The organism is Bifidobacterium gallicum DSM 20093 = LMG 11596 (assembly GCF_000741205.1).
Classification (GTDB): domain Bacteria; phylum Actinomycetota; class Actinomycetes; order Actinomycetales; family Bifidobacteriaceae; genus Bifidobacterium; species Bifidobacterium gallicum.
Window position 1 is genome coordinate 81,330 of record NZ_JGYW01000001.1, and the last position, 19,034, is coordinate 100,363.

Sequence of the window (19,034 nt, forward strand, 5' to 3'; positions counted from 1 at the left end):
CTGACCAGGCCGGTACAGAAAGACGCAGTTCCCGCCCCGAAAATGTAACTCCCCTGGCCAGGCCGGTACGGAAAGACGCAGTTTGAAGGATGAAACCGTAATCCCGCTGACCACGCTGGTCAGGAAAGACGCACTTTGGGCCCCAAAACCGCATCTCCCCTGACCAGCCTGGTAAGAAAAGACGCATTTTCAGCGCGAAAAGCGCACTTCTCCTTACCAGCTTGGTCAGGAAAACTACATTTTGGGTTCAGAAGTGGAAATTAGGGGGCGCGTCCGAGAGGTTGGGGGCGGCGAGAGAGGTTGGAGAGGTTAACGGGAGAAGGAGAGAAATAGAAGGAGGCAGAGGAGAAGGAGAGGAAAAGAGGGAGAAGAAAAAGGAGGAAAAGAAGAAGGAAAAGAAGGAGAAAGAGAAGAGGAAGAGGAAGAGAAGAGGAAAAGAGGAGAAGGAGAAGAGGAGAGGGAGGAGAAAAAGGAGGAGGAGAAAGAGGAGAAAAAGGAGAAAAAAAGAGAAGAGAAAAAGAGGAGAGGGAGGAGAAGGAGAGGGAGGAGAAGGAGAGGGAGGAGAGGGAGAAGAGGGAGGAGGAGAAGGAGAGGAAAAGAGGGAGGAGAGGGATTTCTCGCCGCAGAGTTTCCCTCGCCTCGCCCGAGCTCCTCGCACTTCAGCGCCGCGCTCGCCCCAGCGGCGGCACTCAGCGCTCCCCGCGCCTCAGCGCAACGCTCACTTCAGTTCCTTCCCTCTCCTCAGCAGCTTCCCTTCACTTCAGGGCTTTGCCGGCGGAGCCTAGCTGTTCGCAGGCTTCGACTACTCGCGCGGCCATCGAATCTTCCGCTTCCTTGCCCCAGGAGCGCGGGTCGTACATTTTCTTGTTGCCTACTTCACCATCGATCTTCAGCACTTCGTCGTAATGGCGGAACATGTGCCCGGCCACGGCGCGCGTGAACGCGTACTGCGTGTCGGTATCGATGTTCATTTTGACCACGCCGTGCGCCACAGCCTGCGCGATCTCTTGTGGAGTCGATCCCGATCCGCCGTGGAACACGAGTTCGAACGGTTTGCCGTCAATCACATCCATGCCGGGTTCGCGCTTAAGTTCACCATCTTGCAGTTCCTGCCACACGGCTTGCTGGATTTCGCCGAGCAGTTCGGGGCGCAGTTTGACGACGCCGGGTTTGTATGCGCCGTGCACGTTGCCGAACGTGAACGCGGCCATGTAGCGTCCGTCCTGACCGAGGCCCAACTCGCGCGCGACCCGGATGCCGTCTTGCGGCGTGGAATAGAGTTTTTCATTGATTTCCGCGCTGTGACCGTCTTCTTCACCACCTACGGCGCCGATTTCGATTTCAAGGATCGTATGCGCCTTGCGTGATTTGTCCAGCAGTTCGCGCGCGATGGCCAGGTTCTCGCTCAACGGCACGGTAGAGCCGTCCCACATGTGCGACTGGAACGCGGGTTCCTGCCCGTGGGCCACTTGCTCGGCTTCCAGGTCAAGCAACGGGCGCACCCATTCGTCGAGATATTGTTTGGCGCAGTGGTCGGTGTGCAGCGCCACTGTGATGTTCGGGTATTTGCGTGCTACTTCGTGGGCGAACGCCGCGAATGCGAGCGAGCCCGTCACGCGGTCCGCCACGCGCTGTCCTGAGAAATAGGCGCTGCCGCCCACAGACACTTGGATGATGCCGTCCGATTCGGCATCGGCGAAGCCCTGCAACGCCGCGTTCAGCGTTTGCGAGCTCGTCACGTTAATAGCAGGGTAGGCATATCCGCCGGCGCGAGCCGCATCGAGCATCGCCGCGTACTGGTCTGGAGTTGCAATAGGCATGCTTCAATTATGCTACTGACGGTGCCACAGAAATACAGATAATCCTTACAGCGTGGCGCAAGTGAGAGATCAAGGCGAGGTTGCGCCCACCCAATTTCCGCCTGCATCCCCGCGAACAATTCCGCGCGCGCAGGCTGCAGTTTAGAATGGGAACGAACGTCACAGCCGGGAGCAAGGAGGGGGTTCGGATGACGCAAGCGGACAGCAATCAGGGCCAGGAACCCGAGGAAATTTCGCTCGAGGGCATCGCCAGGCCGCCAAAAAAGCCGCGCAGTAACGTTGCGTTCGCGCTGATCAGCGTGCTTATTGCCGTCGTCGTGGTGGGTTTGGGTATCGGACTGTGGTGGATGTGGCAGTTTCACTGGCGTTCAATCAACGTTCAGGTAGACGGCACGTCGTACGCAATCAAGGCCGACACTTCCGTCGCGCAGCTGCTGAAAGATCATGATGATTTCCGCAGAACCCCAGGTAACCTTCTTGCCGTCGACGGCAAACTTCTCGAAAAGGCCAAAGGCAACCCTGTAACCGTTTCCGTGGAGGGCAAAGCCGTGGCGCCCCAAGACTGGGACTCCACGCACATGACGGACGGAGACACGATTTCCGTGACGGACGGCACCGATGCCACCGAACCGCATACGGTCGGCACTGAACCGATTCCGTTCGGCACGAACATTGACCTGACGCAAGGGGCGATCCAGCTTGTGGAGCACGAGGGCAAAGATGGCGTGGCGCAAACTTGGACCGGCACAATCTCAAAGAAAACCGTGCGCAAGGAGGAGCTTGAAAAGCCCGTGGATTTGAAAGTCGTGTCGTTCAACGTCAGCCCGGCCGGCAAGAAGATCGTCGCGCTGACGTTTGATGACGGGCCGAGCCCATACACGACGAAAATCCTGAACATTTTGAAAGACAAGCATGTCAAGGCGACGTTCTTTGACGTGGGCGAGGATGCGCTGATTTACCCGCAGATTGAGAAGCAGACGGTGGCCGACGGCAACCAGGTGGCGAGCCATAGCGCGACGCACGCGTATCTGCCCGACCTGGACCGCACGGCGCTGCGCAAGGAACTTGAGACGGGGTTTGCTGACATTGAGAAGGCGTCGGGCGTCAAGACGGATGTGTTGCGCGCGCCTTACGGGTCGTTCGGTATTAAGCAGTGGAAAGAAACGGCCGACATGGTCAAGATGAACGTGCTGTGGAACATTGATACCGAGGATTGGAAGAAACCTGGCGCCGACGCGATCCGTAAAACGGTGCGCAGCAACATGTTCAATGGTGCCGTCGTGCTGATGCACGCGGGCGGTGGCGAGCGCGACCAAACCGTCGAAGCACTGCCGCATATCATTGACGATCTGAAAGCCGACGGCTACACGTTCGTGACGATTGACGAGTACGTCGCGATGCGCTGAGAGCTGGCGCGGCTGTGAGCTGGGAAGGGGCGTAGGCACGAGGGAGCCGAGGGCGTAAGAGGGCCGCGCTCGCAAGCAACCCGCGCTCGCAAGAAAACATCGCCCGCAAGAAACCCAGCCGGTCCCGGCTCGCGCGGACATAAAAAGCATCCCGTGCCAGCGGTGGCACGGGATGCGGTGGTGGTTACTCGGAGTAAGTCTTCAACAACCTCATATCAACTCGTAACCGCAAGTGATGTGAGGGGAAGCGGGATGTGAGTCTCGCTTGCAACGTCATTGAGTGTAGGTCAGGTCATCCCACGCTGCATAGAAGCGGCAAGCAATCCTCACAAATCCCGCAAATCTTGTGTTCGGCCGGAGCCAATCCGTTCACCCCGGTCAGCCCAACCGGCTCAGGCGATCTTCGGAGCTTTCGAATAGCAAGGGAACTGCGCGGACTCGCCGTAATCCTCGATCTTGAGGTGCTTGAGCGTGTCCATGTCCTTCGGATCGATCTCGAAGTGCGTGTTCATGTTGTCTTCAAGGTGCTCCCACGACGTGGCCTTCGGCAGCGCCACGCAGCCGAGCTCGATCGTGTACTTGATGCACAGCGAAGCAACCGAGCAGCCGTACTTGTGGGCGAGCTCCACGAGCACCGGGTTCTGCAGCACCTCGCCGTGGCCCATCGGCGAGTGAGCCTCGGCCTGCATGTCGCTCTGCTTGATGAACTCAAGCAAGTCAAGGTCGGTGTGTCCCGCATGCGTGAGCACCTGATCGACAAACGGCATCTCAACGGCGTGGTCGAGGATGTTCTGCAGGTCAGCCTTGCCGAAGTTGGCCACGCCGATCGCGCGCACCTTGTCCTCGCGGAACGCGTCTTCCAGCGCCTTCCAAACCTCAAGGTTCTCGGCATAGTAGTGGTTGTCGGAGCCGTACTCGTCCCACGGCTGCGGGCAGTGGATCAGCATCAGGTCAAGGTAATCGGTGCCGAGCTTCTGCAGGGACTCATCAATCGAACGACGAGCCTCGTCGTACGTCTTGTATTCAGCGCGGATTTTGGACGTCAGGTAGATGTCCTTGCGGTCCACACCCGACTCGCGGATACCCTCGCCAACGCCTTCCTCATTGTCGTAGGCCTGGGCCGTGTCGATCAGACGGTAGCCCATCTTCAGCGCGTCAACGACCACGCGCTTGACCTTGTCGTTGTCGATCAGCCAGGTGCCCAGGCCCAACTGCGGGATCAGGTTGCCGTTACGCAGCTTGAAAGTTGCCGATACGGCGCTGTTCGCGGCATCGTACTTGTTGACGCGTTCTTCCGTCATGTTCGCTCCTTAGAGTTCAAGGTTGTGCTGTGCGCAGCGCACGTTTGTTGCGCGCGGCAAACGGTTCCACCGATTCGTTTCCGCGCTCCCGACGTGTCCGGTCCCCCGGCCGTCCGACGCGCCTGCACACCATTTCAATACCCTCCATCCAACCGCAAGAGTTGCGTCGGTGATCGCCGATTACCCGCCCAGCGTGAATATTCGCCAGAAATACGCCGTGCGTTGCACAACACCCCGCTCACCTTGGACACCCCACCCTCGTTTGCTGCAATGGAGAACCATGCGAAATCCCTGAAAACTCGCTGATTTTAAGCTTTCTTCAGTGCGTTTCCAGCTCCCCTTCAGCCGCCCCGAACGCCGTCTGTCATTCACCACCCACTGCCCGCGCGAGCAAGTTATTTTTTCTATTTCCGCATCCCTTGCGCATCGCAACTCTGACGCATCATTGCAATGCGTCGGTGTGTTCTGCCAACACCACACGCAATTCATCAAGGAACGCTTGCGCAGCTTGCGACAATGCACGGTTGCTGCGCCATGCGATGCACAGGTTCGTATGCATCGGCGGATCGAGCGGGAGGAACGTCAGTCCGCTGCCGTCGCTCGCATCCACAAGACCGTCCACGCACAAGGCGTATCCGTAGCCTTCCTTGACGAAGCACGACGTGTTGTAGAGCAAATTCATCGTGCCCACAAGATTAGGCAATGCGTGGCATCGGGGTGCGTGTCGAGCCGTCCACCGCAGCGACGCGGCATGACCCATACCCGTATCCACGCAAGATATGCATACCAATATGTGGCGTAACCGCATTTGTAATGCCAATAATGCACTTTTAGGCTGAAATATCAATACAACCACACCAACGCTGTGGCATGAACGGGGTTGACGTCACAGCGTTGAATACGGATGGCGTGGGCGCCAACGCTATGCTCGAATGCGTGGGTTCCAAGCTCAGCACGGAAACAGCATTGCGCGTGGCCGCGCCGGAGGCCACAGTCGGCCGCAACAGCATGGCGACACCGTGCGAGGCAAGCGGCGGCCAGAGGAGCAATCACAGAAATAACAAAAAATCAAGCGCTGGCAATAGCCGTGTCGCGTGACGGGCCTGAATGCGCCACACTCAAGTCAACGGACGCACGGGACTCACGTTGAGCGGCACGCGCGAACGGTCGGCGAGCGCCCGATAATCAGGCCCGAGCCACAGATCCAGCTCGCGCGGGTGCAGCACGAGCGGCATGCGCGCGTGAATCGGCGCCATGATGCCGTTCGCGGCCGTCGTAATCATCGAGAACGCGCCGCCCTTGCGCACGGCTCCCACAAATATGACGTGCATGTGCGGCACCGTAAACACGTACTGCGGCTTGCGTGCGCCGGGTTCGGGAGCGGGACCGTATTCGTAGAACTTACGGCACGCGATGATGCAGCGGTCGTGCTCCATGGACTGCCGCCAGAACGGTTTTTCAGCGCTCTCAATGCGCGTGTTGAACACGGGCTGTTTGAGCCACGGCGCTTCACATCCCCAGCTCAACCGCTCGGCCCGCAAGCTGTGCGGCGGCAGCAGCGGATGTCCAGAATCGAGTGCGTGCGTGGACGCATGCGCAAGGTTACGCTGAGATGGCGCGGTTCCGGGAGCCGGCTGGCCTGGGGACTCAAACGCAAGTTCATCCGCGAACTCGAGCGCGCCGTCGCCCACGGCCGTGTCGAACGTGGGCACGATTACGGGCGTCACTGCCGACGGATAGACGTCCACGGGCTCGCGCGTTTGTGGACGTTCCAGCTGCGGCTGACTCCCGTGCTCTGCCGCCGCAAACAAGTCGAGCTGTGCCGGTTCGGACTCGAACTCAAGTTCAGGTTCGGCCGCCGGCTCAGGAGCGGCTTGAGCAGGATCCGCTTTTTCTATTCCTGTAAGTTGCGCGATGACCGCCTGAACATGCTCGATCGTCAACGCTTCATACCGTGCGCACATGCTCCCATCCTAAGCGTTGTTCCACGTGGAACAACGCTGCATCGCGGACGGCAATACCACTTGCTAATAAGCGGGCCACCACATGGCCTGACGCACTGTCTGATCCCAGTCGTCACTATGCACTGTCGCAACATTGTCAACTTCAGCCTGTCGCGCCACGGCGGCCGCAACAAGCGCGCTCGACGCACGCAAATCGGAGACGGGCGGCAGCAGCGCCGCACCGATCGTCGTGGCATCCGCATGGGAAGCCAACGCCTGAGCGGCGGCCAGCAGCATCATGTCGGTGACCGTGCGCGCGCCCGACACAATAACGCCCAAACCCAAGCCCGGATACAGCAGCGCATTGTTGCCCTGGCCAATCGTGTATGTCACGCCGTTGTAGTCGAACGGGTCCACGGGAATGCCCGTCGCAACAAGCGCGCGGCCGTCAGACCAGCGGATCACGTCTTGCGGCATCGCCTCGATGCGCTCCGTCGGATTGGACAACGGCAGAATAATCGGGCGCTGAACCTGGGCGGCCATCGCCTCAATGACGTCTTGCGTGAACGCACCGTGGTCAGTGGACGTGCCAATCAAAATCGTCGGGGCCACGTGCCGCACAGTTTCAAGCAAACCAATATGACCGGCAGCATCCCGACGCCAATCCGCCGCCGCAACTTGCGAACGCGGGCGCGCGTAGGCGGCCTGATAGTCAGGCAGATCGGGCATGTCATCAGTGACGAGACCGTTGCGGTCGATCAGCCAGATGCGCTCGCGAGCCTCGCTGTCGGTCAAGCCGTCGCGCATCATGGCCGCGTGGATCTGGTCGGCCATACCTGTGCCGGCAGTGCCCGCGCCATACACGAGCAGCCGTTGGTCGGCGAACGTTTGGCCTGTGACCCGCAAACCGGCCATGACGGCGGCAATGACCACAGCGCCCGTGCCTTGCATGTCGTCGTTGAACACACGGTAGGTGTCGCGATATTCGTTGATGATGCGGCGCGCATTCGACGGGCCAAAATCTTCAAAATGCAGCAGCGCGTGCGGATAATGCTGGGCAGCGGAACGCAAGTAAGCCGCGATGAACCGGTCGTATTGCTTGCCGCGCACACGAGCGTGACGGTTGCCCAGGTAAACCGGGTCTTCCAGCAGCGATGTGTTGTCGGTGCCGCAATCCAAGTTGACGGCGATGACGCGGGCGGGGTCCACACCAGCCGCAGCCGTGTAAATGGCCAGTTTGCCAATGCTGATGTCGGTACCGTTGACGCCCCAGTCACCAATGCCGAGAATCGCCTCGGCGTCGGAAGCGACAATCAGGTCTACGTCGTCGGGGCCAAGACCAAGATTGTCGAACGACTCGTCAATGTCTTCGATGCGGTCCACGCTCAAGTACACGGCGCGCGTGCCACGGTAATCAGCCGACCAGTTCTTGATCGCCTCGGCGATTGTGGGATCGTAAACGATGGGCATGAGTTCGGCGAGATGGTCTACGAGCAGGCGATAGTAGAGCACGTCGCTGCGGCGGTGCAGCTGGTCGAGATACAGATAGCGCTCAAGGTTCGACGTGCACGCATGCAGCTGGCTGTAGCAGCGCTGCAGCTGCTGGTCGAGCGTTTCCACAGCGGATGGCAACCGCCCCACCAAGCCCAAATTATGCCGTTCAACCTGCGTGAACGCCGTACTCTTGTTCAGCAATGGATTAGTCAATGATTCAGGCAATGTCATCGTCATCAATAAGCCTCCTGGGGCCGGCACCTCGGATCCGCTACAAACGCGTCCCATCGTAAGCGCCTACCCCCAAAGTGCCACCCCCGATCGCGGCGAACGAACGCAAACGATGAACGCGGCAAACGCGGCAGACGAAACGAACGCGACGAACGCAACTAACGAACACGCGCGGCAGTGGCCGCTCCGAAACCCTTGGCTGCCGACAGCCGCCAGCCCGGCAACAAACCGCACCCCTCCTGACCAAGCTGGTCAGCATAAGTGCAGTTTCCGGGCGCAAAACGCATCTCCCCTGACCAGCCCGGTCAAGAAAAACGCAATTTCAGCCGTAAAGCCGCATCTTTCCTGACCAGCCTGGTCAGAAAACATGCAGTTTGGGAGCCTGGACGCGATTTGCCCCTGCTTGATAGGAAAGACGGGCGGCGTATTCAACACAGTTGCATCAATCAACACAACTTTTTAAAGTTGAATCATTTCAAGAAACGCTGGTTTTGCAACCTTCTTCAGATAAATAAATGGAGCGGATGACGGGAGTCGAACCCGCCTTTAAAGCTTGGGAAGCTTTCGTTCTACCGATGAACTACATCCGCAAGTGGCATGCTGCAATAGCACACAAGGAGTCACTGTAGCACACACGGCGGCAAAACTCACTGTTGGCGCTGCATGCTGTTGTGGTATACGTCGCCGAGCGTGGAGGCGAGGTTGGTCAGCAAATCGTATTCGCCGTAAGCATCGGTCAGCATCGTCAACACATAGGCCGAGGGGCGCTCGGTAATCGCCACGCCACCATATTCGCTGCGCTGGGAGTCGGGCAGCACAATGCCGCCATCATTGAATGCCAAGTAACCGGCTTCTGCAATCCAACCGGCCTTGGACAGCATGGGTGCGGAATCCCCCAAGGCCATATGAATCGTTGAACTTAACGAATCGCGGTAATTGGACGCCAACCAGGCGCGCGCATCAGCCGACGCCTTGACTGGCTGGCTCGACGCAGCATCGACCGTGTCGGTGAACAAATATTGGTAGGCCTTCGTCCACATGATCGCCAAGTCGATGGCCGATAAATCAAGATATTCATGATCAGTAAGGTTGTGTTGCACTCCTGACCCGTCAAGCCATGACGTCATCGGAGTAGTGCCGTAACGCAAATACAGCGCCCCATAAGCGTCATTGTCAGAAACCTGAATGGCTTGCTCAATATCGGAATGCACTGCGCTTGCCACGCCATCGCGCCGCCCAGCCACAGCATCAAGATCTATCGCGCCCGTGGCCGCCAACGACATGACGTACGGACCCTTGATCGACGACGCTGAATACTTGGGCACGCTGCCCGATGAGGTCAGCACAGCTCCCGTATCCAAATCGGCCAACACCATGCCAACGGAATAACCCGCATTCGAGAACGTGGCGAGCGCTTCGTCCACTGCCCGCCGGTCCGCATCGGACAACGTAAAGCCTGCGGTAACCAGTTGTGCGGAGCCATCCGCCGCTTGCATGTCTGCGGTATGCAGATTTTCCAAGGTCACCACAATCGGGTCACGGTGCGGATTAGGTACTGTTGTGCGATTATCAAAATCCGTATTGCTCCCAGCTTCGACCCCCGATGCAGTCGCAACGTTCTGTGTTGCGTCATCGCCAGCCTTCTCGCCAGCAATGGAATCCGAGGGGGAAGCCGAAGCTGTAGGCACATCCGCGGCACCAGCGGCACCAGCAGCATTGGCCGCATTGGCCGCAGCGGAGGTATCTATGGAGCCTGGCAGACCGAGTTCATTGCGGTAAAACACTATGCAGGCCACCAGGTCAAACACGAGCATCAGTACAATCACCACATTAAGTCGACGCCGCAGATGGTCGTAATGGTAATTCATCGCCCGCTCGCCATGGTGGTCATGATGGTCATGGTGACTGTGCTGCTCAACCCGCGAACCGTTATCCCGCGCACCCTCCGGCTGCACTACATGCTGTGCATCGACCTGCTCAATCGGGGGAAATACTAAACGATCATCAACAGATACCTGGCGTTGTGCGGATTCGACATTCTCATCACCATTATCTGTTTGCTGCATTATTCACCCTTTGGACTGCATGGATGCGCATATACCACGATTATGCCCAAACGTCTAAACGAGCCCATAATCCACTATTGCAATATTCCAATATCCAAAACGGCAGATGCGCCCGGCAAGGTTCCCACCTCACCAGGCGCATCCAGCAACAGCACAGCAGCTCAACAGCCCCGCGTCACAGCGTTGGAGCCATTATCCGCATCATCTACATCAGCTGCATCAACTCACTTGCCATGCGCGAGCGCGCGGAACTGCTCCGGCTCAATGACCTTCTTGTGCTCACGGCCTTCCTTGGCGCCTTCGGCACGCTCGAACGCGTCCACGCGCTTCCAACCAGCAAAATCAATCGGGCGCACACCACGTTCGGCCAGCAACCGGTCAATCGACTCGGGATCACGGTCGGCGGCCACGCGGCCACCTTCGGCGCTCTTGGCCAAGTCCTCGAGCATGTTCGTCACAATCAGCAGCGCGTCGGACTTTGTGGAGCCGATCAGGCCCACAGGGCCACGCTTGGCCCAACCCGTGGCATACAGGCGTTCGCGCACGTCACCGCTGGCGGCATCGGTCGTGATGCGGCCATCACCATTGGCGTTGGCCAAATGCGCGCCGCGCTCATCGTAAGCGACGCCAGGTGCCGCTTCCGGCTTGTACCCAATCGCGTGATACACGGCTTGCACGGGGAACTCCTCGAACTCACCCAAACGTGTCATCTTGCCGTCGGCCGACGTCTCGGTGCGCTCCACGCGGATGCCTGTGACCTTGCCGTCTTCACCCAGGATTTCAGTCGGCGCGCTGTTGAAGTGGATGTAGTACTTGCGGTCGGCTGGATTGCCTTCGAAGTCCACATCGCCGTCGTCTTCCATGTCTTCCGCCATCTCGCGGATCGCAAACAGCTCTTCGACCATCTGGCGCGTGAGTTTGTCTTGCTCGGCGACTTCGATCGTGTCGTCATCGAGCTCAAAATCGTCTTCGTCAATGATCAGCTGCACACCAGGCAGCTTCTCCATCTCACGCAGCTCCTGCACCGAGAACTTGGCTTGCGCCACGCCACGGCGGATGAACAAATGCAGTTCCTTGGCCTTGTTGGCCTTGATGCCTTCGTAGACGTTGTCGGGAATGTCGGTCTTGGCGCGCAGGTCATCGGCATTGCGCACAAGTTCACGCGCCACGTCCATGGCCACGTTGCCGCCACCGATCACGGCCACCTGCTCAGCCTCGAGCGGCCATTCGCGAGCGCCCGTCGGGTGCCCGTCATACCAGCCCACGAATTCGGCGGCGCCATATACGCCGTCAAGGTCGGCGCCCGGCAAGCCCAACGGCTTGTCTTTGACGGCGCCCGTCGCGAACAGCACGGCATCGTAGCGCTCCAGCAGGTCCTCAAGCGTCACGTCCTTGCCGAATTCCACGTCGCAGTACAAGTGGATGTTCGGGTTGTCGAGCGTCTTCTCCAGCGCCGACGAGATGAATTTGATCGATGGGTGATCAGGGGCCACGCCGTAACGTACGAGGCCGAACGGCACAGGCAGCCGCTCAAACAAATCGATGCGCGCGGCAGTGCCGAGTCCAAGTTCGTCACCGAGTTTGGACAGCTGACGCAAAAAGATATCGGAGGAATACACACCGGCTGGGCCGGCGCCAATGACGGCGATACGGAGGCCGTCTTGCCCAAGTTCGTTCTGTTCAGTATTTGCAGTATTCGTAGCAGTCACGCCAACATCGTACCGAGATGGCCAAACGAGCGGAAGAGCCGCGGGCTTGCGATGCCACATTGTGGCAAGCCCGCACTCTCCCCGCGCTCTCCCGCAGCCAGCTCCCCTCAGGTAGTCCCACCGGCAACGCACGCCCGCAGTCTGGCCACCGGCAACGCACCCCCGCAGCACTTCCGCAGCCAGCCCCGCTCTTACCTCTTGCGGTCAGCCATCGCCGTCACAGCCCACACAATCGACACCACGTCGATGGCTTCCTGCAAAAACGCGCCAATGACCACGGGAATCAGGTTGAACGCCGCGCAAATCATCGCCACAATCGCCAGTCCCAGGCCCGCGAGCACGGCTTGCAGCATCGTGTTCTTCGTTTGGTGCGCAATGTTGATCGACATCGGCACGGCTTCAATACGGTCGTTCATGATCACCACTTGTGCCGATTCCGAGGCCGCCGTGCTTGTGCCGTCCGTCATGGCCACGCCAATATCGGCCGCGGCCAGCACGGGCGCGTCGTTCACGCCGTCACCGACCATCATCGTCACGGGGCGTCCCGCGTCCTGCTCGAGCAGACGGTTCGTCACACGATCCCACATCGACGGTTTTGTCAAGTGGTCGGCCGCTTCGGCGGTTCGCACGGCCAGCACCTTGTCTTCCGGCAGCAGTTCGTAGCGCACGTCGTCAATGCCCACTTCATGCGCGATCAGCTCGGCGCTGGCTTGCTTGTCGCCGGTCAGCATCGTCAGTTTCGTGATGCCCATCGCCTTGAGCTGCTCCACCGCGCGCTTCGACTCGGGTCGCGGCACGTCGCGCAGCACAATGCGAGCGGCCAGTTTGCCGTCAACCGACACGTACGTGGCCATTTCGTCGGCCGCCAGTTCGCTGCCCCACTGCACGTGCGCGGCCACTTCGGCGTCTTCGTGCGCGGCTTTGAGCGCGGCCTCGTTCGTGTGTTCGTGCGTTTCGCTCGCGTGCGCGGCCTGCGTGCTCGTCACGAACGCGAGCCGCCCCACGCGCACCGTGTGCCCGTCAACCTCGCCCGTCACGCCTTTGCCCGACTCCTCCACGATGTGCCGCACGACCGGGTGGTTCGGGCTCGGCAGCTGCCACGTGCCTTTGGGTTGGACTGTTGATTTCCGTGGCGCCGACTGTGTCGTGCCCGAAGCCCCATCGCCATCCGTTGCTGATGGCAGAATCCCCAAGCGTTCCATCGCCTGCTTGCCGGCTCGCGCAATACCTTTGGCCAAAATATGCACGGAATAGTCTTCGACCACACCGGCCATGATCAGCAACTCGTCTTCGCTCAAGTTCACATCGGGGGCACGATCAATGCGCACCACCTGCGGCTGTTTGACGGTCAACGTGCCCGTCTTGTCGAAGAACACGTGGTTGACGTGACCCAGGTTTTCAAGCACATCCTGCGTTTTAATCAGAATGCCATGCCGCGCCAAACGGCCTGTACCGGCGATGAACGCCACAGGCGCCGCGATCAGCAGCGGGCATGGAGTGGCCAACACGAGCACCTGCGCGAATCGCAAGGGAGTACCCGACACGGCCCACGCGATGCCGGCGATCAGGAATGAAACCACAGTGAACGGCACGGCCAGCATGTCGGCCGTGCGCACGGCAGCCGCACGCGAATCCTGCGCGGACTTGACGAGCTGCAGAATGTGCTGGTATTGCGAATCCTGCGCCACTTTGATCGCGCGCAGCATGATGGCTGAAGCACCGTTGACCGATCCGGAAAGCACGCGAGCGCCCGCAAACACCGTGCGCGGCACGGGTTCGCCATTGATGTTCGACAGATCAAGCGTGGCCGAGCCAGACAACAATTCGCCGTCGACGGGCACCGTTTCGCCAGGCAGCACAATCAGCACATCGCCCACATGCACATCATCCACAGGCACCGTGTCGAAGTGGTGTTGGCCACTGGTTTCCTGGGCGAGTTGTTCATCAACTTTGCGGAAGTCGTCGTCAGTCAGTTCACCATGCGCGCCTTGCACGCCGGGCAACGCGATCACATGGGCTTGTTGCGGAGCCGCGTCAAGCAAGGCGGTCAGCGCGGATTTGGCGCGCGACTGCGCAAACGTCTCAATGGCCTCACCTGAGGCGACCATGAGCACCACAGCCCAGGAAGCCCAGTATTGTTGCACGCACACGGTGGAAATCAACGCGACCACAGCGAGGATATCGACACCCATTTGACCGTGGCGCAAATCGTCAATCATGCCTTGAATCGATTCGATGCACGTCCACAGCACGAGCACAATCACAATCCATTCACCCAAACCGGGATTGAACGATGCGTTGATGGTTCCCCATGGCGTCCAATGAGGCCACAAGGCAAGCGGAATGGCTGCCAACAACACACAGGGCAGCAACGGGATTTCCTCGCACAGGCGCAGTATCTTATGCACTGCATCTCCTTACGTTCGTGGGTCTTCGGGCGCAATCGTGGAGACGTCATTCGAATGCGGCCGACCTGCTGGTGGCAGGCGGGGTCGACCCGCGCAAAGCGGGCATGCGTTCTACTCGACGCGTTCCAGCTGCGTCCTGCTACGCCTTGTTAGCCCATCGACAGCGAATGCCCGGCTTGGCACAGGTCCCGACACACGGCGTAAAAAGAATACAGATGATGTGTTCTTCAGTTATCGTTTGCAGCCAGCCGACCGGCCCTGCCGCAATAGGGATTCAGCATAGCAATACCCGCCACCATCCTGCGCGCACCCTCCACATGCCGCCCATACTAACCAACGCGCGCACTCCAGTCCGCTCCCAAACCCACCCTCACCGCGCTTCTCTCGCATGAACCGACACCGTCCAGGCAGTCCCCTTGCAGCGACCCCTCAAGTAAGTCCGCCACTCACGCGACACGCGCCCACTCATCCCGCGCACCTCCATCCCGGGCAATCTCACCTCCCGACCTCGCCCCCCAAAAAATGCAAAGAAGCCCAACGGCTAAGCCGTCGGGCTTCTGTCATGCGTGGATCACACGCGCCTCATCTGCGTCACAGACAATGCAGTCAACGCAGGCAACGCACGCTGCGGTTTACCACAGACCGAACGGATCGGTGAATCCGTTGCCGGAATCGCGGTCCCCGTTGCGGTTCTGGTCATTCTGGCCGTTCAAATCTTGGCCATCCTGTCCGTTTTGTCCGTTCTGACCGTTCTGGTCCTGGCCATTGTTTTGGTCGCGGTTGCCATTCTGACCGTTCTGGTCATTCTGGTTGTTCGAATCCTGACGGTTCGTGCCGTTCACGTCCTGCTCGGCACGGTCGAACGTCACGTCCACATCGATGGTGTGGCCATCACGCACGAGCGTGATTTTTGCCGTCGAGTTCATCGCTGCGGCGCGCACGAATCCAAGCAACGAGTAGTTGTCGTTGACTGCGTTGCCGTCATAGGCCACAATCGTGTCGCCGGCCTTGATACCAGCCTTGTCGGCCGGTCCGCCCGACACCACGGACTGCACCTGGGCGCCGCCACGCGTCACACCGTCAGCCGTCACTGTGGCGCTCTTGATCGTCACGCCCAGCGCCACATGCTGTGCTTTGCCATCCTTGATGATTTCTTCGCAGATGCGCTTGACAAGGTTCGATGGAATCGCAAAACCGATGCCGATCGATCCGGCCGTACTCTCACTCGAGCTGTTCGACGCGATCGACGAGTTGATGCCGATGACCTGGCCTGCCGCATTGAACGTGGGGCCGCCCGAGTTGCCCGGGTTGATGGCCGCGTCAATCTGCACGGCGTTCGCCACGATCTGCGTGTTGCCGTCAACCACCGACACGGGTCGGTTCAACGCCGAGATAATGCCCGACGTGACCGTGCCGTCGTAACCCAGCGGGTTGCCGATCGCCATCACGTTCTCGCCTGGCGCGAGCTGTGAGGAATCAGCGAACGTGATCGGCTTGAGATCCTTCGGCGGGTTCTGGATTTGCAGCACGGCCAGATCCGTCGTCTTGTCGGTGCCGACCACTTTGGCTTCATAAATGTCGCCATTGTCCAGGTTGATTTGGATGCGTTCGGCTCCCGCCACCACGTGGTTGTTCGTCACCACGTGGCCCTCGGTGTCGAGGATCGCGCCCGACCCCTTGGCCGAGCCGTTGCTCATCTGCGTCTGGATGGCCACCACGGACGGCGACACATTGTTCGACACAGTGATCCAATCGGGAGCGTTGCCGCCCTCCACCTTGGCCGATCCCGATCCGCTCTTGTTGGAGCTCACGGATGTCAGCGAGTTGCCCTGCGGCACGCTGACCCATCCGTTCGTCAGCGCCATGAATCCGATGCCCAGGCACAGCGCCGCCGACACGAGCGCTGCCACGACGGCCACGACAACGTTGCTGGCCGTACGAGGCTGATCCTGCATCGCCGGACCGTTGCCGTTATTGGGGTTATTGGGGTTTGCCGGTCCGAACGGCGAGCCCGGCCCGTTCGGTGGCACAGGTCCGTTCGGCACGCCCGCCATGCCGCCGTACGGGTTGCCTCCCATCGGCGCGGGGCTCGTGGGCTGCAGGTTCTGCTGCGCGAACACGCCCGTCGGCGCCGAATGCGGCACCGGCTGGCTCGTCGGCGCGTACGCCCCGTACTGCGGTGCCTGCTGGAAGATCGGCTGCGTCGGCATCGTTTCGGTCTGCTGTTCCTGCACAGTGGTTTCAATGATTTCTGTGGGTTGCGCCGATACCTCCGTCGACGTCGCCGGGGCGGCCGAGGCCGCCCCATCCGTAGTGGCGCTGGTCGCGGGGTCCGCCTGAGACTGCCCATTGTAAGGGTCGTGCGACTGTGGTGGTGTGGGCACGCCATTCATTTCTTCGGCCATGATCCTGCCTTTCAGTGGTCGATGTGTGTTGCAAGCCATTTCGCCTACGGGTAAAGCTAAACCTCAGTAAAAACAGCCTCTCTGAAGATTTGCTGAGAGTAAATTGCAAACCAATTCGGAATATCTTGGACAAATAGTAAAGATGTGCATAAGTCGGTGAAATATCTAAATGCGCTTATGCAGAAATAACAATCTTCAAGCCCGCGCCTAGAGTAGGGCGCATGACGAATCTTATTGAACATCCGCGCGGAGCTGAGCCCGGCAAACCCGGCGAGCGCTCGGCGTTCCGGTTTGAACAGCGCACGCGACTGTCGGATAGCGCCGACGGACTGGGGCGCGGTGGCGCACGATACGGGCGCACGGGCGTAATCCACACACCCCACGGTGACATCCAGACGCCAGCGTTCGTGCCTGTGGCCACGCAGGCAGCGATGAAGGGCGTGCTGCCGGAAATGATGCGCGCGACGGGAGCGCAGTGCCTGCTGTCGAACGCGTTCCACCTGTATGAGCGCCCCGGACAGGACGTGCTCGACGAGGCCGGAGGACTGTCCAAATTCATGAACTGGGATGGACCAACGTTCACCGACTCGGGCGGATTCCAAGTGCTGTCGCTGGGAGCGGGGTTCAAAAAGACGCTCGCGATGGACGTGACGGGCATGAAGTCGGACGACGTGATTGCGGAAGGCAAGGAGCGCCTGGCGTTCGTGGACGAGGACGGCGTGACGTTCAAGTCGCCGCTCAACGGGTCGAAACATCGGTTCTCAGCGGAAATTTCGATGGGCATCCAGCATCAGATTGGCGCCGATATCATGTTCGCGTTCGACGAGCTGACGACGTTGATGAACACGCGCGGATACCAGGAGAAATCGATCGAACGCACGTTCCGCTGGGCCAAGCGCTGCGTGGCCGAGCACGAGAAGCTGACGCAAGAGCGGCTCGGCAAGCCATACCAAGCGTTGTATGGCGTGGTGCAGGGCGCGAATTACGAGGATTTGCGCCGGCGGGCGGCCAGTCAGATCGCCTCGCTCGATTTTGATGGCGTAGGCATTGGCGGCGCGATTGAGAAGCGCATCATTGGCAACACGTGCGCATGGATCTGCGACGAAATGCCTGAATCGCGCCCGCGCCACGTGCTCGGTATTGCGGCCGTCGACGACATTTTCGCATGCGTCGAGAACGGCGGCGACACGTTCGACTGCGTGGCGCCGGCCCGATGCGGACGTAACGGCGCCATTTACACGCGCCGTGGGCGGTACAACGTCAAGCGCGCCGAATTCAAGCATGATTTCACGCCGCTTGAGGAAGGCTGCGACTGCTATACGTGCCAGCATTATACGAAAGCGTACGTCGACCATTTGCTGCGCGCGCGCGAACTCAACGGGTTCACGTTGGCCACGATCCATAACGAGCGGTTCTTCATCCGCCTGCTTGACGACATCCGCGCTTCGATTGATGGCGGCTACTTCGAAGAGTTCCGCGACGAGACGCTGGCCAAATACTACGAAAACGGTTCCCGCGGCTGAGGTCGGGACGCCGCAGGGCTAGCGAGCAAGCCGAGCTGCTGAGCAGCCGAACAGCTGAAGTCTGAGCGCGCTGCTGGTGTGGCAGGCGGCGCAGCAAGCGGCAAGCGGCGTGGCCAGTTGCCAGTAGCCAGTAGCCAGTAGCCAGACCGGCACACAAGCCGAGCTGCAATCAGCCGCGACACGCCCATATTGCAGCATACAGCTTGAGGGTGTAAGTTAGCTGATTGTCTGCGAGCGTGGCGGAATGGTAGACGCGCTGTCTTCAGGTGGCAGTGAGCGTATGCTCGTGGGGGTTCAAGTCCCCCCGCTCGCACCAGCAAAACCGGATTGGATGTCCAATCCGGTTTTTTGTTTACCCCAACACCCAACGCTCCTGATCCCACTATCGCAACTCTCCCTTCCATCCCCACTCTGCCAGCCCAACTCTTCTCTAGAGGCCGAGAGAAGAGGAAGAGAAGAAAGAAAGAGAGAAGGAGAGAAGGAAAGGGAGGAGGAAAAGAGGAAAGAGAAGATGAATTTAGGAGTGACGGCGTTGAACGGTGGTTCATGCAACGATGTTGGGGCAGACCACTCCCCAGAGGAGAGCAGGGAGTGATCCGTCGCCGAATGCGACTATGTTGCGAGGTCACGAATTGGTCGGAGAATCCCGCGGAAGTCACACGGTTGAAATACCAAAGCCTCGCTCTACGTTCATCATAGGGGCAGCGCGCAAACCCCCGTTAATGCAA

The 19,034-nt window shown here is 59.8% G+C and carries 14 protein-coding genes and 2 tRNA genes; 6 read left to right on the forward strand and 10 right to left on the reverse strand.

The genetic code is table 11. The annotated features are described in order from the left end of the window. The first annotated feature begins 221 nt into the window (after positions 1-221). Positions 222-785, forward strand: a complete 564-nt coding sequence (locus BGLCM_RS00315; protein WP_044084335.1) for a hypothetical protein — start codon at positions 222-224, stop codon at positions 783-785. Here BGLCM_RS00315 and fbaA read toward each other — a convergent pair. Next, positions 756-1,820, reverse strand: a complete 1,065-nt coding sequence (fbaA, locus tag BGLCM_RS00320; protein WP_006295543.1) for a class II fructose-bisphosphate aldolase — start codon at positions 1,818-1,820, stop codon at positions 756-758. The genes BGLCM_RS00315 and fbaA overlap by 30 nt on opposite strands. A 188-nt stretch (positions 1,821-2,008) precedes the next feature. On the opposite strand from fbaA, the gene BGLCM_RS00325 reads away from it, so the two are divergent. Further along, positions 2,009-3,226, forward strand: coding sequence for a polysaccharide deacetylase family protein (locus BGLCM_RS00325; protein ID WP_044084336.1), 1,218 nt, complete (start codon positions 2,009-2,011; stop codon positions 3,224-3,226). A gap of 392 nt (positions 3,227-3,618) precedes the next feature. On the opposite strand, the gene BGLCM_RS00330 is transcribed toward BGLCM_RS00325, so the two are convergent. Together BGLCM_RS00330 and BGLCM_RS00335 are read right to left on the reverse strand one after the other, a co-directional pair. Next, a complete protein-coding gene (locus tag BGLCM_RS00330) occupies positions 3,619-4,527 on the reverse strand; it encodes an aldo/keto reductase (protein ID WP_006295545.1) in 909 nt (302 codons plus the stop codon). A gap of 442 nt (positions 4,528-4,969) precedes the next feature. Then, on the reverse strand, positions 4,970-5,335 hold the full coding sequence (locus BGLCM_RS00335; RefSeq protein ID WP_081450415.1) for a LysR substrate-binding domain-containing protein: 366 nt from the start codon (positions 5,333-5,335) through the stop codon (positions 4,970-4,972). Between the two features lie 62 nt (positions 5,336-5,397). Between BGLCM_RS00335 and BGLCM_RS08165 the strand changes: the two genes are divergently transcribed. Continuing rightward, a complete protein-coding gene (locus tag BGLCM_RS08165; RefSeq protein ID WP_006295549.1) occupies positions 5,398-5,625 on the forward strand; it encodes a hypothetical protein in 228 nt (75 codons plus the stop codon). Positions 5,626-5,645: 20 nt separating this feature from the next. Here the strand turns inward: BGLCM_RS08165 and BGLCM_RS00345 are convergent, their stop codons facing one another. The 7 genes from BGLCM_RS00345 to BGLCM_RS00375 form a co-directional block, all read right to left on the reverse strand. Then, the gene (locus BGLCM_RS00345) at positions 5,646-6,491 is read right to left on the reverse strand and encodes an SOS response-associated peptidase family protein (protein WP_006295550.1); all 846 of its coding nucleotides are present in this window, start codon (positions 6,489-6,491) and stop codon (positions 5,646-5,648) included. A gap of 63 nt (positions 6,492-6,554) precedes the next feature. Next, entirely contained in the window at positions 6,555-8,201 is a 1,647-nt protein-coding gene (locus BGLCM_RS00350) for an NAD-dependent malic enzyme (RefSeq protein WP_006295551.1), read from the reverse strand. A gap of 510 nt (positions 8,202-8,711) precedes the next feature. Continuing rightward, a tRNA-Gly gene (locus tag BGLCM_RS00355) sits at positions 8,712-8,785 on the reverse strand. 57 nt (positions 8,786-8,842) lie between these two features. Further along, positions 8,843-10,261 carry a serine hydrolase gene (locus BGLCM_RS00360; protein WP_006295553.1) on the reverse strand — a complete coding sequence of 473 codons (1,419 nt, stop codon included), beginning with the start codon at positions 10,259-10,261 and terminating at the stop codon, positions 8,843-8,845. 224 nt (positions 10,262-10,485) lie between these two features. Beyond that, positions 10,486-12,030 carry an FAD-dependent oxidoreductase gene (locus tag BGLCM_RS00365; protein ID WP_006295554.1) on the reverse strand — a complete coding sequence of 515 codons (1,545 nt, stop codon included), beginning with the start codon at positions 12,028-12,030 and terminating at the stop codon, positions 10,486-10,488. A 131-nt stretch (positions 12,031-12,161) separates the two neighbouring features. After that, a complete protein-coding gene (locus BGLCM_RS00370) occupies positions 12,162-14,378 on the reverse strand; it encodes a heavy metal translocating P-type ATPase (RefSeq protein ID WP_006295555.1) in 2,217 nt (738 codons plus the stop codon). 632 nt (positions 14,379-15,010) lie between these two features. Beyond that, positions 15,011-16,783: a S1C family serine protease gene (locus tag BGLCM_RS00375; RefSeq protein WP_006295556.1), complete on the reverse strand. Its 1,773-nt coding sequence runs from the start codon at positions 16,781-16,783 to the stop codon at positions 15,011-15,013. A gap of 221 nt (positions 16,784-17,004) precedes the next feature. Between BGLCM_RS00375 and tgt the strand changes: the two genes are divergently transcribed. The 3 genes from tgt to BGLCM_RS08370 all read left to right on the forward strand — a co-directional run bounded on the left by tgt (position 17,005) and on the right by BGLCM_RS08370 (position 18,901). Beyond that, complete coding sequence (gene tgt, locus BGLCM_RS00380) at positions 17,005-18,306, forward strand: tRNA guanosine(34) transglycosylase Tgt (RefSeq protein ID WP_006295557.1); 1,302 nt, start codon at positions 17,005-17,007, stop codon at positions 18,304-18,306. A gap of 230 nt (positions 18,307-18,536) precedes the next feature. Next, a tRNA-Leu gene (locus BGLCM_RS00385) sits at positions 18,537-18,622 on the forward strand. A 15-nt stretch (positions 18,623-18,637) separates the two neighbouring features. Further along, entirely contained in the window at positions 18,638-18,901 is a 264-nt protein-coding gene (locus BGLCM_RS08370) for a hypothetical protein (RefSeq protein ID WP_148401413.1), read from the forward strand. Positions 18,902-19,034 lie beyond the last annotated feature (133 nt).